This is a genomic window from Amycolatopsis pigmentata (assembly GCF_042684065.1).
In the GTDB taxonomy this organism is placed as follows: domain Bacteria; phylum Actinomycetota; class Actinomycetes; order Mycobacteriales; family Pseudonocardiaceae; genus Amycolatopsis_E; species Amycolatopsis_E pigmentata.
Genome location: NZ_JBHUKR010000021.1, coordinates 660819 through 676610, shown reverse-complemented (window position 1 = coordinate 676610; position 15792 = coordinate 660819). Strand labels below are relative to the sequence as shown.

At 68.5% G+C, this 15792-nt stretch carries 14 protein-coding genes; 7 read left to right on the top strand and 7 right to left on the bottom strand.

Going from position 1 to position 15792, the window contains the following annotated elements:
* The first annotated feature begins 94 nt into the window (after positions 1 to 94).
* Both fdhD and ACFSXZ_RS34450 read left to right on the top strand, forming a co-directional pair.
* Positions 95 to 931 (top strand): formate dehydrogenase accessory sulfurtransferase FdhD, encoded by an 837-nt coding sequence (fdhD, locus tag ACFSXZ_RS34455; RefSeq protein WP_378270004.1) that lies wholly within the window; start codon positions 95 to 97, stop codon positions 929 to 931.
* A gap of 3 nt (positions 932 to 934) precedes the next feature.
* Positions 935 to 1876, top strand: coding sequence for an alpha/beta hydrolase (locus ACFSXZ_RS34450; RefSeq protein WP_378270003.1), 942 nt, complete (start codon positions 935 to 937; stop codon positions 1874 to 1876).
* 4 nt (positions 1877 to 1880) lie between these two features.
* On the opposite strand, the gene ACFSXZ_RS34445 is transcribed toward ACFSXZ_RS34450, so the two are convergent.
* From ACFSXZ_RS34445 to tig, 5 genes are all read right to left on the bottom strand, one after another.
* Positions 1881 to 2216 (bottom strand): hypothetical protein, encoded by a 336-nt coding sequence (locus ACFSXZ_RS34445; protein ID WP_378270001.1) that lies wholly within the window; start codon positions 2214 to 2216, stop codon positions 1881 to 1883.
* Between the two features lie 136 nt (positions 2217 to 2352).
* On the bottom strand, positions 2353 to 3648 hold the full coding sequence (gene clpX / locus ACFSXZ_RS34440) for an ATP-dependent Clp protease ATP-binding subunit ClpX (protein WP_378270000.1): 1296 nt from the start codon (positions 3646 to 3648) through the stop codon (positions 2353 to 2355).
* 157 nt (positions 3649 to 3805) lie between these two features.
* Entirely contained in the window at positions 3806 to 4435 is a 630-nt protein-coding gene (locus ACFSXZ_RS34435) for an ATP-dependent Clp protease proteolytic subunit (protein WP_378269999.1), read from the bottom strand.
* Between the two features lie 25 nt (positions 4436 to 4460).
* Complete coding sequence (locus ACFSXZ_RS34430; protein ID WP_378269998.1) at positions 4461 to 5072, bottom strand: ATP-dependent Clp protease proteolytic subunit; 612 nt, start codon at positions 5070 to 5072, stop codon at positions 4461 to 4463.
* A 98-nt stretch (positions 5073 to 5170) separates the two neighbouring features.
* Positions 5171 to 6568 (bottom strand): trigger factor, encoded by a 1398-nt coding sequence (tig, locus tag ACFSXZ_RS34425; RefSeq protein WP_378269996.1) that lies wholly within the window; start codon positions 6566 to 6568, stop codon positions 5171 to 5173.
* Positions 6569 to 6763: 195 nt separating this feature from the next.
* Between tig and ACFSXZ_RS34420 the strand changes: the two genes are divergently transcribed.
* Both ACFSXZ_RS34420 and ACFSXZ_RS34415 read left to right on the top strand, forming a co-directional pair.
* Positions 6764 to 8311 carry a fatty acid desaturase gene (locus tag ACFSXZ_RS34420; protein ID WP_378269995.1) on the top strand — a complete coding sequence of 516 codons (1548 nt, stop codon included), beginning with the start codon at positions 6764 to 6766 and terminating at the stop codon, positions 8309 to 8311.
* A 62-nt stretch (positions 8312 to 8373) separates the two neighbouring features.
* Complete coding sequence (locus tag ACFSXZ_RS34415) at positions 8374 to 8793, top strand: nitroreductase family deazaflavin-dependent oxidoreductase (RefSeq protein ID WP_378269994.1); 420 nt, start codon at positions 8374 to 8376, stop codon at positions 8791 to 8793.
* 107 nt (positions 8794 to 8900) lie between these two features.
* Here ACFSXZ_RS34415 and ACFSXZ_RS34410 read toward each other — a convergent pair whose 3' ends face one another.
* Positions 8901 to 10268 (bottom strand): GH1 family beta-glucosidase, encoded by a 1368-nt coding sequence (locus tag ACFSXZ_RS34410; RefSeq protein WP_378270098.1) that lies wholly within the window; start codon positions 10266 to 10268, stop codon positions 8901 to 8903.
* Between the two features lie 490 nt (positions 10269 to 10758).
* On the opposite strand from ACFSXZ_RS34410, the gene ACFSXZ_RS34405 reads away from it, so the two are divergent.
* From ACFSXZ_RS34405 to ACFSXZ_RS34395, 3 genes are all read left to right on the top strand, one after another.
* Positions 10759 to 11790 carry a LacI family DNA-binding transcriptional regulator gene (locus ACFSXZ_RS34405; protein ID WP_378269992.1) on the top strand — a complete coding sequence of 344 codons (1032 nt, stop codon included), beginning with the start codon at positions 10759 to 10761 and terminating at the stop codon, positions 11788 to 11790.
* A gap of 151 nt (positions 11791 to 11941) precedes the next feature.
* Positions 11942 to 12862, top strand: coding sequence for a trimeric intracellular cation channel family protein (locus ACFSXZ_RS34400; RefSeq protein ID WP_378269990.1), 921 nt, complete (start codon positions 11942 to 11944; stop codon positions 12860 to 12862).
* Positions 12863 to 13044: 182 nt separating this feature from the next.
* Positions 13045 to 15186 (top strand): hypothetical protein, encoded by a 2142-nt coding sequence (locus ACFSXZ_RS34395; protein WP_378269989.1) that lies wholly within the window; start codon positions 13045 to 13047, stop codon positions 15184 to 15186.
* Here ACFSXZ_RS34395 and ACFSXZ_RS34390 read toward each other — a convergent pair whose 3' ends face one another.
* Entirely contained in the window at positions 15187 to 15720 is a 534-nt protein-coding gene (locus tag ACFSXZ_RS34390) for a DUF6318 family protein (RefSeq protein ID WP_378269987.1), read from the bottom strand.
* Positions 15721 to 15792: the final 72 nt, after the last annotated feature.

Genomic DNA, 15792 nt, shown 5'->3' with positions numbered 1-15792 from the left:
AGCGGGCAGGAGACGGACCGCTTGCCGAGACCCGCTTCCGCCGTAGCCGCCGTCGGCTCGGCAAAAGGCGGTAGAGTACCGATCCGGAGGAACCATGGGCCGAGTGACCGTGCGCAGGCCGGTCCGCATGCTGACCGCGGACGGGCAGCGCCGGCGGCCGGATGCCCTGGCCGCCGAGGAGCCGCTGGAGACCAGGATCGGCGGCCGCGCGCTGGCCGTCACCATGCGCACCCCGGGACACGACGTCGAACTCGTGCACGGGTTCCTGCTGTCCGAGGGCGTGATCACCTCTCCCGCGGACGTCCACAGCGCGCGCTACTGCGACAGCGTGGACGACAGCGGCCGCAACACCTACAACGTGCTCGATGTCGCCCTCGCCGAGGGCGTGCCGGCCCCGGACGCCAGTGTCGAACGGAACTTCTACACCACTTCCTCGTGTGGCGTCTGCGGGAAAGCGGCGCTCGACGCGGTGAAGCTGAAGACGTCGTTCCCGCCCGCGGATTCCGGTTTCGCGGTCACGCCGGCGATCCTGTCCACGCTGCCGGACGCCCTCCGCGAGCAGCAGAAAGTTTTCGCCAGCACGGGCGGGTTGCACGCGGCGGGTCTGTTCGACACGGACGGGAAGCTCCTCGTCGTACGGGAGGATGTCGGCAGGCACAACGCGGTCGACAAGGTGCTCGGCTGGGCGTTGCTGAACAACCGGATTCCGTTGGCACAAGCGGGTTTGCTGGTGTCCGGACGGGCTTCGTTCGAACTCGTGCAGAAGGCGGCGATGGCCGGAATCGGTCTGCTGGCCGCCGTGTCCGCGCCGTCGTCACTGGCCGTCGAACTCGCCGAGGAGAGCGGGATGACGCTCGTCGGTTTCCTGCGCGGCACCAGCATGAATCTTTACACCGGTGATCACCGGGTGCTGGAAACGGTACCGTCCTGAGTCGTGCACCCCACCGAGGAAGACCGGTCAGCGGCCGATGAGCCCCGAAGAGGGCGCCGGTTCTCTCGCGGCCGCCGCTCACTGCTGATCGGCGGCGCGGTAGGCCTGGGCATCGCCGGCGTGGCGTCCGCCACCGCCACCGCGACACCGCCCATCGGCGAAGCCGTCCAGCTCGCGCTCGGCGTGGCGCCCGCGCAGCCGGTGCCCCAGGCCGGATTCACCAGGGTGGAGCGAATCTGGTCGCGTTTCCGGCGCCGCGAGGTGGATCTGGTGACCCTCCTGCCGGACCCCGCTCCCCCACGGAACCTGCCGGTTTCCCTGCTGCTGCACGGACTTCACGGACGCGCCCGCACCGCGCCACCGACGGGCACCGTGCCCGAACTGGCCGCCCAGGTCGCCGATGACGCCGTGCCGGCGTTCGGATTCGTGGCCGTCGACGGCGGAGACGATTACTGGCACGAGAACCACGCGGGCGACGACCCGATGGCGATGCTGCTCGAAGAAGTGCCGCAATGGCTGCGCAAGCGCGGCCTGGGCGACGCCGCGGGCCTGCCCTTCGCGTGCACCGGAATGTCGATGGGAGGCTTCGGCGCGCTGCTCTACGCCCGCCGCCGGGCCGTCCGGCGCCAACCGGTGGATGCGTTGGCGCTGCTCGCTCCCGCGCTGATCACGTCATGGTCGGAAATGAGCAAGCGCGGCGCGTTCCACAGCTCGTCCGACTGGGCGTCGATGGATCCATTGCGGCACCCCCGGGCGACCCAGGCGGTGGCGACCGGCGTGTGGTGCGGCACCGAGGACCAGTTCATCGCCGGGGCGCGCCGGTTCATCGCCGAAACCCGCCCCGAAGTGGCCTACACCGCTCCGGGCAAGCATGGAGACTCCTTCAACCGCACCGTGGTGGCCGACGTCATCGGTTTCCTCGGCCGCCACGTCCCCACGAGGTGACGGCTCAGTGGAGCCAGCCGCCCACCACGGACATCACCCAGAACCCGATGAGCGTCGCGGCCAGGCACAGCGAGGACCAGAACAGCAAACGACTGTCCTCCAGCGCTGTCCTCGCGCGTCTCAGCGCGTAGTAGCCCACGCCGAACAGTGGCAACGAAAGCAGCGGCAACGGGGAAAGCCGCACGGCCGCGGCGATCACACAGACGGCCGCCAGCACCACCAGGACGATGAAGACGATCTTCTGTGGCCGTGCGTGCCGCAGGTACGGCGTGACGATCCGGTACGTGAGATCGCTGATCCCGCGGACATCGCCGCGGCCCTCGGGGACAACCTTGTCCATAGCGGCGTCCTGCCCCCCGGGGTCACCGTCCCGACGAGGCCCCGCCCCCTCCGTGCTCATTCCGATAGCTTATCCGGTGCGTTTACCCGGAGTGCGAAAGGCATTCCACTCAGCGTGTGCCTGCCGAGCGCGTGTCTCAGGCCGTCTTCTCGCCACGTTCGGTGCTGCGGCGGCGCGACGGCTGGCGTGCCACGATGGTCGGGTTGACGTTCTCCCGCACGGTCTGCTCGGTGATCACGACCTTGGCGACGTCGTTGCGGCTCGGGATGTCGTACATCACCGGCTGCAGGACCTCTTCCATGATCGCCCGCAGGCCACGGGCGCCGGTGCCGCGCAGGACGGCCTGGTCCGCGATGGCCTCGAGCGCCGTCTTGGTGAACTCCAGCTCGACGTTGTCCATCTCGAACAGCTTCTTGTACTGCTTCACCAGCGCGTTGCGGGGCTGGGTGAGAATCTGCACCAGTGACGGCTTGTCCAGGTGCGTCACGCTCGCCACCACCGGCAGCCGGCCGATGAACTCCGGGATCAGCCCGAACTTGATCAGATCCTCGGGCATGGTGTCGGAGAAGATGTCGCTCTCCTCCATCTCGGCCTTGCTGCGGATCTCGGCGCCGAAGCCGAGGCCGCGCTTGCCGACCCGGTCGTTGATGATCTTCTCCAGCCCGGCGAACGCCCCCGCGACGATGAACAGCACGTTCGTGGTGTCGATCTGGATGAACTCCTGGTGCGGGTGCTTGCGGCCGCCCTGCGGCGGCACCGAAGCGGTGGTGCCCTCCAGGATCTTCAGCAGCGCCTGCTGCACGCCCTCACCGGAGACGTCCCGGGTGATCGACGGGTTCTCCGACTTGCGGGCGATCTTGTCGACCTCATCGATGTAGATGATGCCGGTCTCGGCCCGCTTGACGTCGTAGTCGGCCGCCTGGATCAGCTTGAGGAGGATGTTCTCCACATCCTCGCCGACATACCCCGCCTCGGTCAGCGCCGTCGCGTCGGCGATGGCGAACGGGACGTTCAGCAGCTTCGCCAGGGTCTGCGCCAGGTAGGTCTTGCCGCACCCGGTGGGACCGAGCAGCAGGATGTTGGACTTGGCCAGTTCGACCGGCTCGTCCTTGGCGTCCTTGGGGCCGGTCTTGTCGTCGGACTGGATCCGCTTGTAATGGTTGTACACCGCGACCGCGAGCGTCCGTTTCGCGTCGGTCTGGCCGATGATGTACTGATCCAGGAACTCGTGGATGTCGAACGGCTTGGGCAGTTCGTCGAGTTTGACGTCACCGGCCTCGGCCAGTTCTTCTTCGATGATCTCGTTACACAGGTCGATGCACTCATCGCAGATGTAGACGCCTGGGCCGGCGATGAGCTTCTTCACCTGTTTCTGGCTCTTCCCGCAGAAAGAACACTTCAGCAGGTCCCCGCCGTCGCCGATCCGTGCCATGACCGTTGACCTGTCCCCTCCGGCGCGCCGGGCGGCGCACCTGGTTGCCGCGTTGCCTCTGACGGTACCCGTCCGGAGCCCCGGACGGGAGGACCGACGCTAGACCAAGAGGCCGGTGCGTGCCGTGGAACGACATGCACCGGCCGCCAAGTCGTGATCAAATCCCGCCGGAGGCCTTCCGGTACGGGAGCACCTCGTCGATGATCCCGTAGTCCTTGGCCTGCTCGGCCGTCAGCACCTTGTCGCGCTCGATGTCCTCACGGACCTCGTCGGGGGTCTTGCTGGTGTGCTTGGCCAGGGTGACCTCCATCAGGCGCCGCATCCGGCCGATCTCGTTCGCCTGGATCTCCAGGTCGGAAACCTGACCGTAGGTGCCCTCGGTGGCGGGCTGGTGGATCAGCACGCGGGCGTTGGGCAGCGCGAGCCGCTTGCCCTTGGTGCCCGCCGCCAGCAGCACCGCCGCGGCCGACGCGGCCTGGCCCAGTGCCACCGTGGTGATGTCCGGACGGACGTACTGCATCGTGTCATAGATCGCCATCAGCGAGGTGAACGAACCACCCGGCGAGTTGATGTAGATGGTGATGTCACGATCCGGGTCCTCGTGCTCCAGGTGGAGCAACTGGGCCATCACGTCGTTGGCCGACGCGTCGTCCACCTGGACGCCCAGGAAGATGACCCGCTCCTCGTAGAGCTTGTTGTACGGATTGGACTCCTTGATCCCGTAACTCGTGCGCTCGACGTAGGACGGCAGCACGTACCGCGATCGGGGAAGCTGAAATTCACTCATGGCTTGCGTCTCCTCGTTGCCCCGGTCAGCGGCCGCCGGCCGAGGGAAGCTGGTTCTCGCGGGTCAGGACGTGGTCGACGAAGCCGTACGCACGCGCCTCCTCGGCGGTGAACCAGCGGTCCCGGTCGCCGTCACGGATGATCTGCTCGACGGACTGGCCCGTCTGGTCGGCCGTGATGCGGGCGAGCTCCTGCTTCCACTTGCCGAACACCTCGGCCTGGATCGCGATGTCGGAGGCGGTGCCCCCGACGCCCGCGGACGGCTGGTGCATCAGGATGCGGGCGTGCGGCAGCGAGTACCGCTTGCCCGGGGTGCCCGACGACAACAGGAACTGGCCCATCGACGCGGCCAGGCCCATCGCGTAGGTCGCGACGTCGGGCTCGATGAGCTGCATCGTGTCGTAGATGGCGAATCCCGCGGTGACGGAGCCACCCGGGGAGTTGATGTAGAACCGGATGTCGGACTCGGAGTCCTCCGCGGACAGCAGCAACAGCTGCGCGGTGATCCGGTTGGCGACGTCGTCGTTGACCTCGGAGCCGAGGACCACGATGCGCTCCTGGAGCAGCCGCTCGTACACCGAGTCGGTCAAGGAGAGCCCCGCGGTGCTGGTCCGCGCCTCGAGCTTGTGCTGCGTCACGTCTAGCCTGCCTTTTCGCAACTGGGAGATCCTGCGATCGAGCCTAACGAACACGGGCAGCGCGAAACGGCCGACACCGCCCGCGTTCGCTCAGGGCTTTACTTTTCGGCCGCTTCGACCTCGGTCTGGTCCGCCTCCGCCTGCCCGGCGGCCGGCTCCTGCTCGTCCTCGGAGCCTTCGCGGCCGAAGAGCTCCTCGAGATCGACCCGGTTACCAGAGGCGTCGGTCACGGTGGCCCGGCGCACCACCGACGCGAGCGCCTTGCCCCGGCGCACGTCGGCGTAGATCGCCGCGAGCTGGCCGGACTCCTGGGCCCGGCGCACGTACTCGTCGGGGCTGACGCCGAACCGCTGAGCCTGGTACAGGATCCGCTCGGTGAGCTCGTTGTCGTCGACCGACGTCTTCTCCGCGTCGGCGATCGCGTCCAGCAGGAGCTGCGTGCGTACCGCCTTCTCCGCCTCCGACCGGAGCTCGGTGTCGAACTCCTCCACGCTCCGGCCCTCGGTCTCGAGGAGCTCCGCCAGCGCTTCTTCGCTGTGGTCGAGATCATGGATCGCGTCGTGCCGCCGGTTGGAGACCTCGGCCTCGACGACCTTCTCCGGCAGCGGCACGTCCACCGACTCCAGCAGCGACTCCAGGATCTTGTCCCTGGCCTGCACGCCCTGCTGCACCCGCTTCATCTTGGCGAGCTGTTCCCGCAGGTTGTCCACGAACTCGTCGATGGTGTCGAACTCGCTGGCGAGCTGGGCGAAGTCGTCGTCGGCCTCGGGAAGCTCCCGCTCCTTGACGCTCTGCACGGTCACCGAAACCTCGGCGTCGCGCCCGGCGTACTTGCCCGCGACCAGCTTGGTGGTGAAGGTCTTCGTCTCACCGGCGCTGGCGCCCATCACCGCGTCGTCGATGCCGTCGACGAGCTGACCGGAGCCGATCTCGTAGGACAGCCCCGTGGTGGCGGCCTCCTCGACCTCTTCACCGTCCACGGTGGCGGACAGGTCGATCGAGAGGAAATCGCCGAACTCGGCCGGCCGGTCGACGCCCTGCAGGGTGCCGAACCGGGCCCGCATGTTCTGCAGCTCCTCGTCGACGTCGGACTGCGTGACCTCGACGTCGTCCACCGTCACCGAGATGCTCTCGGCGTCCGGCAGGGAGATCTCCGGCCGGACGTCGACCTCCGCGGTGAACTCGAGCACGTCACGGTCCTCGAGCTTGGTCACCTCGAAGTCCGGCTGGCCGAGCGTGCGCACGTCACCGGCGCGCACGGCCTCCAGGTACTTCGCGGGAATGGCCTCGTTGACGACCTCGTCGAGCACCGGCGCGCGGCCGATCCGGCTTTCCAGGACGCGAGCGGGCACCTTGCCGGGCCGGAAGCCCGGAATGCGCACCTGCTGGGCGATCTTGCGGTAAGCGCGGTCGAAGTTCGGTTTCAGTTCGTCGAACGGCACCTCGACATTGATCTTGACTCGCGTCGGGCCGAGCTGCTCGACGGTGCTCTTCAACGTGTTCTCCTCGAGCCGTACATTGTTGGCGGAAAGCGGGCAAAGGGGTGCCCGGGCATCCGAGTCTAGGCCAGCGGCCCGACCACACCGGACCTGCCCTGTGGGATCACCCCGGAATCAGGACACGCGTTTACATTTCAACCAGGCTTGTCTACCTTCTTGTGACGAGCAGCCCCCTTGCCGCAGGAGCCGGTCGTGACAGCCGACGTGGGAACCCATGCCGTGGTTCGTTTCCCTGCCGTGCGGCTGCGCCTGCCGCCCGTCGCCCTGCCGACCCTGCTGTTGTTCACCGGCGCCATGGCGCTGGGCACGTGCGCGACCTGGCTGGCGCTGACCGGCGGCGTGCCCTGGTGGGTCACGGTGCCGCTGCACTTCGCCGCCATGACCGGCATGGCCGTCGTGGTACACGAGTGCGCCCATCACAGCGCGGGACGCCTGACCTGGCTCAACTCCGCGCTGGGCCGGCTGGCGATGCCGTTCGTGTCGGTGGTCGGCGCATTCCCGTCGGAGCGGTACCTGCACCTGGAGCAGCATCGTGACCCGGCCGATCCGGTGCGGGCCTGGGCCGTCCGGGGACCGGCGTGGCAGTTGCCCCTGCGCTGGCTGGTGGTCGACGTGTGGCACATCTGCGCCTACCTGCGGCGCAGCGCCGAGCGGCCACAACTGGAGGTCGCGGAGGCGCTGGCGATGGTGCTGCTGGTGCCCGGCGTGCTCATCGCGGTCGCGGGAAGCGGGGCGGGCTGGTCCCTGGTGCCGGTCTACCTCCTGCCCCAGCGGCTCGCGCTCGCCGCGGTGACCTGGTGGCACGACTGGCGTCCGAGAGACCAGGCCCCGGGTGAGCGCGGCTATCTCCAGGCGCACAAGGCGAACCCCGCACTGCCGTTCTATCGCTATCCCGAAGCCTGGCGTGAGACGAAAAGCGCCGCCGCGGCGGCCATCGCCGAAGGGGCGGGCGAGTTCCGGGTGCTGAGCGTCGGCACCACCCGGCCGCTCACCCCCCGCGCCGTCGAGTTGACTCTCGACGTCCCGGACGAACTGCGATCGGAGTTCCGCTTCCGGCCCGGGCAGCACGTCGAACTGCGCGCCGTCGTGGACGGCGAGGAACTACACCGCCGCTATGCCATCTGCACGCTGCCGGGCGAGGACAGCCTGCGCGTGGCGATCAAGAACTCGGGTCGCTTCTCCCGCCACGCCACGACGCTACGTCCCGGCGATCTCCTCGACGTCCGTCCTCCCGCGGGCGAACCCGCCTTCGTCCCGGGCGCGAAACATGTGGTCGTCCTCGCCGCGGCGGCCGGTATCGCGCCGGTACTGCCGGTGATCGCGCAGGCGCTGACCGTTCCGCGATGCCGCGTGACCTTGGTGTACATCAACCGGTCCGGCGAGGACACGATGTTCGCCGAGGAGGTCACCGGACTGGCCCGGCGTTTCGAAGGACGGTTGCGGGTCCTGCATTTCCGCACCGACGAGCGCGACCGCGACCTCTGGCCCGCGACGACCGCGCGGCGGCCCTTCCAGAACGTCGCCGACGTGCTGGCGATTTCGGACGAGCGGTACTACCCGGGCACGTTGTGTCCCCAGCGGCTCGGGGAACTGCTGGATTCCCGGCTCCACCCCGCGAAGGTCGACGAGTGGGTGCTGTGCGCTCCCTCCGCCATGTCCGACAGCGCACTGGACGTCCTCGCCGAGCACTTCGTCCCCGAGTCGGCCATCCGCGTCGAGACCTGGTGCCAGGGCCGGTGACCACCGGGCCCGTCCGGCCCGCTTGATCGACCTCCGGGCGCGGTGCCGCATAGGGTGCGGGTATGGCCGAACTGAACGACTTCAACGAGAAGATCATCGCGGAATTCCGGGAAAACGGCGGGAAGGTCGGTGGCCCCTTCGAGGGCAAGCCGATGATCCTGGTGCACCACGTCGGCGCCAAGTCGGGCAAGGAGCGGGTCACGCCGCTCGTCTATCTCCGCGAGGGCGACCGGCTCTTCGTCTTCGCGAGCAAGGCCGGTGCCGACGTACAGCCCGCGTGGTACCACAACCTCATGGCCCACCCGAAGACCAAGGTCGAAGTCGGCACCGAGACCCTCGACGTGGTGGCCCGCACGATCACCGGCCCCGAGCGGGACGAGATCTACGCGAGGCAGTGTGCCGTAGCGCCACAGTTCGCCGACTACCAGCGCAAAACGACCAGGGTCATCCCGGTCGTCGAGTTCGTCCGCCCCGGCTCGTAGAAAGTGGAACCCTCGGGGGCCCTTCGCGACCACCATCCACAAAGGACCCCCGAGGCAGCCTTGCGCGCCTCCAACTCAGTGCGCTCTTACACGGACCCTTGCAGGTATCAGGCCAGGCCGTTGCGGGCGATGACCTCCGCGTAGAAGCGGGCACTGTGTTTCGGCGTGCGGACCTGCGTCTGGTAGTCGACGTGGACCAGCCCGAACCGCTTCGAGTAGCCTTCCGCCCACTCGAAGTTGTCCAGCAGCGACCAGTAGAAATAGCCGCGCAGGTTCACGCCCTGCTCCAGTGCGTCGTGTGCCGCGCGCAGATGGTCCGCCAGGAAGGCCACCCGGTCGGCATCGGCGACTTCGCCGTCCTCGCCCATGAGGTCCGGGTACGACGCGCCGTTTTCCGTGACGTACAACGGGACCGACGGGTACCGGTGGTGCACGTCCAGCAGCGCTTCGGTCAGCCCGTCCGGCTCCACCTGCCAGCCCGAGGCGGTCAGCGAGCGGCTCGGGTCCGGCACGAACCGGGCGTCGCTCGCGCCGATCCACTCCAGCCCGGCCGGTTCCGCGGGCACCGACTCCCGCCCGGTCACCCGGTAGCCGCGGTAGTAGTTGATCCCCAACTGGTCGACGGGCGCGGAGATCAGCTCCACGTCGCCGTCGTGGACGTACCCGGAGAAACCGAACGGTGCCAGATCCTCCAGCAGGTCGTCCGGATAGCGCCCGAGCAGCACCGGGTCGTAGAACAACCGGTTCTGCAGGTTGTCGATCCGCCGGGCCGCCTCACGGTCGGCTTCGGAATCCGGATCGATCGGGTGCACCGGGTACGGGTTGACCGTGAGCCCCGCCTGCGCCGTCGGCGCGTGCCCGCGGATCTCGGCCATCCCGAGCCCGTGCGCCAGCAGCAGGTGATGCGCGGCGGCGGCGGCCGCCTCCGGCTCCTGCCTGCCCGGCGCGTGCACCCCCGAGGCGTAGCCGAGGAAGGCCACACACCACGGCTCGTTGATCGTGGTCCAGTACGGGATCCGGTCCCCCAGCCGGGACACCGCGGTCTCGGTGAACTCCGCGAAGCGGTAAGCGGTTTCCCGGTTGGCCCAGCCGCCTCGTTCCTCCAGTGCCTGCGGGAGGTCGAAGTGGAGGAGCGTGGCCCAGGGCATGACCCCGGCCGCCAGCAGCTCGTCGACGAGCTTGTCGTAGAAGTCCAGTCCCCGCGGGTTCGGCGCGCCGCCGTCGGGCCGGACCCGCGACCAGGCGATCGAGAACCGGTAGGCACCGAGCCCGATTTGCCGGATCAGTTCGACATCCTCGCCGAACCGGCGATAGTGGTCCGCCGCCGGCTCGCCGGTGTCACCTCCGAAGACCGCGCCCGGCTTGCGGCAGAAGGCATCCCAGATGCAGTCGGTACGACCGTCCACAGTGGTCGAACCCTCGATCTGGAACGCGGCCGTGCTGGCCCCCCACATGAATCCCGTCGGGAACTTCAACGTCGCCTCCGGCAGTCCGGCCGGTTCGGCCAGCGTCCCCGTCCGCGACCGTGTCACCACCGCGGTGCCCTCGCCGGCACCGTCCACTTTGTCCTCCGCCATGTACTACCTACCCTTTCACTACACCCTGGTTGATCGTCGAGTCGAAGAGCTGGGAATCGAACCAGGGCTTGGGCGTCTTGGACGTGTACTGCGCACCGCATCGGAATACGAGTCCCGGCTCGTGAAACGCACGTGAACCCCCCCTGGTGATGTCCGGGCTTTGGGAGCGCTCCCAGAACACCGGAGAGTGTCTCCCTTGTAACCAGCCGTGTCAACTTACAGTATCTTGAGAGCGCTCCCAGGAAAAGGCCGCCACCGAGGTCGGACCAGACTCGTCCGACGCACCGTCAGGGCGTGCTGCCAGGTGAAACGAGCGTTCGCGACAGCGCGGGCAAGACGAGCGCCCGGGCGTGCTTGATCGGGCAATGCTACCGAGAGGATTCGCCAGGTGACGCAGAACGACCGGCCGACGCTGGAGGACGTGGCCGCCTTCGCCGGGGTGTCCCGGTCGACTGCTTCACGGGCGCTCAACGGCGACCCCAACGTGAGCTTCCGGGCTCGCGAAGCCGTCGCCGCGGCCGCTCGTGACCTGGGGTATTCCCCGAACCAGGCGGCACGGTCGCTGGTCACCCGGCGCACCGGCGCGGTGGCCGTCGTGCTCTCCGAACCGGAGGACGTGGTGCTCGCCGACCCCTACCGGACGGTGGTGATGCGCGCGGCGTACCGGGAGTTCTCCCGGCTCGGTATCCAGATGGTGCTGATGTTCTGTGACGGGCGCGAGGACGTGACCAGGACGGCCGGTTTCCTGGAAGGCGGACACGTCGACGGAGCGCTCGTCTTCGCGCCGCACCGGGCGGACCCACTGCCCCGCGCGCTTCGGTTGCTCCGGATTCCCGTGGTGTTCGGCGGCCTGGCCGGGAATCTTTCACGCGGCGTGCACGTCGTCGACTTCGACAACGAGGACGGCGCGCGCCTCGCCGTGGAATACCTGCTGCGCGCGGGCCGCGAGCGGATCGCCACGGTCGCCGGGCCCCAGGACCAGAACGCCGCCCGCGATCGGCTCTCCGGCTGGCGGAAGACCCTGGCGGCGGCCGGTTTCGCGGGCGAAGACCGGATCACGGATCTCGTCGAGGAGGCCGACTTCTCGCTCGAGGGCGGCCGCGCCGCGATGGACCGGCTGCTCGCCCGAGCGCCCGACCTGGACGCGGTCTTCGTCGCCAGCGACCTGATGGCCGCCGGTGCGCTGCGGGCCCTGCACCGCGCGGGCCGTGCGGTGCCCGCCGATGTCGCCGTCGTGGGCTTCGACGACCATCCCACGCTCGCCGGCGCGATGACCCCGCCGTTGACCACGGTGCGCCAGGACCCGGTGGAGCAGGTGCGGCACATGGTCGTCAAGTTGATGGCACTGCTCGCGGGACGGAAGATCCGCACCGGCCGCGAGGTGCTGCCGGTATCCCTGAAGGTCCGCGAATCGGCCTAGTGCTTGCCCGAAGGGGCGCATCCGCGTATAGGAGGGAAACTTTCCGACAACGAGGAAAGGTCCTTGCTACGGTCTGCCGGTGTGTAACAAGTTCGTGACAAACGGGAACAAGCCCCCGGTCGCGCGCGGGCCGCTGACTGGAGCTTGACCGTTGCTCAGCATTCTGGAAGCGATCGGCATCATCGCCCTCGCGATCACCGGAGCCGCCGAAGGCGTTCGCGCGCGGCTCGACCTGTTCGGCGTCGTCGTCACGGCGACGATCATGACCTTGGGCGGCGGAATCGCCCGTGACATCCTCCTGGGCGTTCACCCACCATTGGGCCTGCTCACCTTGTGGTACCTCGTCGCCTGCGCGGTCACCGCGGTGCTGGTCTTCCTGTGCTATCCCTGGCTCGCGAAGCTGAAGACGGTCATCCAGTTCGCCGACGCCATCGCCTTGGGCATGTTCACCATCACGGGCGCGTCCGCGGCGATCCAGCACGGAGCCCCCGCGTACACGGCGGCAGCGGTGGGCCTGGCCAACGGTGTGGCCGGTGGCGCGGTGGTCGACATGCTCTTGCGGCGGACTCCCAAGGTGCTGCGCGAAGAGATCTATGCCCTTCCCTCGCTGGGAGGTGGGTTTCTCCTGGCTCTCGGCTACCGCACCGGAATCCCGCGGACAGAGGTGACCCTGGGAGTCGTCGCGCTGATCGTCGCGGTCCGCATGCTCGCGCTGAGGCTGAACTGGCACCTTCCCGTCGGAAGACATGAGCGGCACGCGAACCCCCTGCCGCCGGAGGAATCCCTGCTCGGTTTTTCCTCGGCGAACTGGCCGACCATCGAACTGCCGGCCGTGAAGCCGTCCTCCCCCAAGCTCCTCCGCCGCGGCGCTCCGGCGAAACCGCCTTCGGCCGGGGACACCGCCTTCGCGCGAAAGAATCCCCCATCGGCACACCGGGACCACACTCGCCGCCCGGCGAACGGTCACGTCCACGGCGACCGGCACCGTCAGGCCGCGGTGCCGTCGTGGTCGTTCCCCGCCTCCGACGCCGGTCGACACAACGGTGAAGCACCCGAGACCACTCGGCGGTAAGTCTCGCTCCAACTCGCGTTGCGGTCGAAGCCGATGCGGCCGGTGATCAATCTCGCGTTCGCCGCCGCCGAGGATGGTCGTGGGGTGCAAAGATAAGCGGTTTTCCCACCACTACGGGAAATTTGCACGGACGCGACCGAGAACACCTTGCGGTACCCGGAGCGTCCGTGAAAGATGCTCCGGTGCGAAGATCGGGGCTCTTCACGGGTACTGCCGTATGCGTCGCGGTGGCCGTACTCGCCCAGCTTCCCCTGATCGGCAACCGCATCTTCTACTACTGGGACGACAGCGCCGCCCAGTTCCTCCCGATGTGGTACCACCTGGGGCACCTGGTTCTGTCCGGTCAGTGGCCGGCACTGCTCGACCTGCACACCTGGATGGGCGGCAACGTCGCCGGCGAGGCCCTTTTCGGCGTCTACAACCCGCTCAACGTGGCCAATTTCCTGCTCGTCGCGATACTGCCGGACCTCGCGATCGCGGCCGCGCTGGTGAAAACCGAATTCCTCGTGCTGCTCGCCTTGGGCACCTATCTCGTCTGCCGCGAGTACGGAGCACGGCGGGCGGCGTCGGCGGCGGTCGCCGTAGCCTTGCCGTTCTCCGGTTTCACCCTTTATTTCGACACCGCGAGCTGGGCTTCGGGCCTGATTTCCTTTGCCTGTGTCCCTTTTGTCTGGTGGTCGCTACACCGAGCGGGGCGTGGCGCGCTCAACCCGTTCTGGGCGTTCCTGATCGGCGCGCTGGCGATCACCTCCGGCAACCCCTACGGCGTGCTCGGAGTCTGCGTCGTCGTCCTCGGCCTGCTCGTGGAAGCGGGACTTCGCCGGTCGTGGCGCGCGTTCCGGATCATCCTGGTCCTGGGTGTGTGCGTCGGGCTGGTCGTGCCGCTGGTGTTCCTGCCACTGGCCCTGACCGGCCCGGTCACCTGGCGCGCCGGGTGGGGCGTGCTCAACGACGGGTTCCTCGTGCCCAGCGGCACCGACCTGCTGGCCATGAGCGTGCCCGGCTACCTGCCCCGCATCCGGGCGTTCGACGGCGCCGACGGTCTCCGCGTGCCCGCGACGTATTTCGCCTGGTTCGTGCTGCCGCTGGCGCCCTGGCTGAACTGGCGCGTGCTGCGGAACCGGGCACTCGCCGGTGCTTTCGTTGTGACGCTGGGGTTCCTGGCCCTCACTCTCGGTCCGTCGAGTTTGTGGATGTTCCGGTGGCCGTTGCGGCTCGTCGAATACTGCTATCTCGGGCTGGCCGTGCTGGTGGCCGTGGCCGCCTCGGACGGGATCCGCACCACACGCGTGGGCACGCGGGCCCTTGCCACGGCAGGCATCCTGCTCGGCGGCACCTACCTGGCGTGGGCGACCACGCCCACGCGGCTCGGGTGGGACCTCGCGGGACTTGGCGTGGTCGCGGTGCTCACCGCCTGCGCGGTGTGGGCACACCGCCACGGGCCTGCCGCGTTCGGCGCCGTCCTCGTCACGGGCACGGCCGCCGTGCTGGGCCTGCAACTCGCCGCGTTCCCGGGAAATTTCAACGTCAAGCCGTATTACTACCCACATTCGGTGAAGGCGCTGCGGTCGGCCTTCGCCGACCGGTACCAGGGCGAAACCCTCCAGATCGCGTCGTTCCAGACGGCGTCGGACACCGTGGGACTGGGGCCGGACAAGGCATGGCGGTACTTCCTGTTCGGATACAGCTACCAGGTGGCCGGCGTCGACGCGGTCAACTCCTACACGGGGATGGGTTTCAGCGCCTTCTCCGACACGTTCTGCCTCGACGGCTTCGGCTCCTCGTGTGCGCGCGCCTACCCCAATCTGTGGCAGCCGACTTCTTCGGGTGTGCCTGTCGCGGACCTCATGCGGTTGCGGACGATCGTGGTGGAAAACGCGCTCGTCCCCGGCATCACCGTGCCGCCAGGCTGGCAGGTCACGGAGCACGACCAGGTGGTGACCGTGCTACGGCGCACCGGGTCGATTCCCTGGCCGGAAGGCAGGCTTTCGTCGGCCGGGCCCGCCGTCGCGGTCACGCAAGACACCTCCGGCGATTCCACCTCCGAATCGGTGCGGTTCACGGCGACGGGCCAGGGTTCACGACGGCTCGTGTTCGCCCGGCTCGCCTGGCCGGGTTACCAGGCACGGGTCGACGGACGGGAGATCCCGGTCACGACCGGCCCCGCGGGCCTGCTCGCCGTCGATCTGCCACCCGGCGTGACCGCCGGAGAACTCACCCTGGATTGGACCCCGCCCGGATTGTGGGCGGGCGCGGGGATCGCCGCGCTGGCCGCGCTCGGCGCGCTCACGTTGGGCATCGCCACGCGCCGTGCCCGTCGGTGATCACGGGGTGGGCTTCGCCGTGCTTTCCTGACCGAGCCGGATGGTGGCCGCCCGCCAGCCCGCGTCCGTCCACTGGAGATCGAACACGAAGATGGTCCGGTTCTCCGGCACGGTTTCCACGACCGCGTCCTTGCCGTCCCGCACCTTCAGCTCGTCCTGGTCGAAGAGCACGTCGATCCGCGCCTGCTTGCCTTCGTCCACGCTTTCCGGTTCCGCGCTGAGGAAATGCACGCGCCCGCCCTCGTAGCGGGCGCCGGCCGAGCGGTCACGATCGAGTTGGACGGTGAACTGCGTACAGGTCTGGCAGCTCGGCAGACCGAGGCCGTGCAGGGGAGCCGAATCCAGGGTGCGGTAGGCGTAGTCCATCAGATCGAGCCAGTGCGAGGCGAAGCTCGTGGCCCCCAGGCGATCCGGCTTCTTCAAGCTGTCCGGCACCGGTGGAACCGGCACGGCCGACGGCGGGGGTGGTGTCCCACCGGCCGCACCGCATGCCGACACCAGCAGCATCGAAAGCACCACTCCCAGCGAACGCATGCCGCGCATTGTGCCGACCCGGTATTGCGTCCCCATTAACTATGACGCACTCCGGACGACCGGTGCCGGGGA

Excerpts from the sequence above, each read along its gene's own strand:
- fdhD (WP_378270004.1), top strand. The coding sequence starts at position 95 with ATGGGCCGAGTGACCGTGCGCAGGCCGGTCCGCATGCTGACCGCGGAC.
- ACFSXZ_RS34445 (WP_378270001.1), bottom strand. The coding sequence starts at position 2,216 with ATGGACAAGGTTGTCCCCGAGGGCCGCGGCGATGTCCGCGGGATCAGC.
- clpX (WP_378270000.1), bottom strand. The coding sequence starts at position 3,648 with ATGGCACGGATCGGCGACGGCGGGGACCTGCTGAAGTGTTCTTTCTGC.
- ACFSXZ_RS34435 (WP_378269999.1), bottom strand. The coding sequence starts at position 4,435 with ATGAGTGAATTTCAGCTTCCCCGATCGCGGTACGTGCTGCCGTCCTAC.
- ACFSXZ_RS34415 (WP_378269994.1), top strand. The coding sequence starts at position 8,374 with ATGGCCGAACTGAACGACTTCAACGAGAAGATCATCGCGGAATTCCGG.
- ACFSXZ_RS34390 (WP_378269987.1), bottom strand. The coding sequence starts at position 15,720 with ATGCGTTCGCTGGGAGTGGTGCTTTCGATGCTGCTGGTGTCGGCATGC.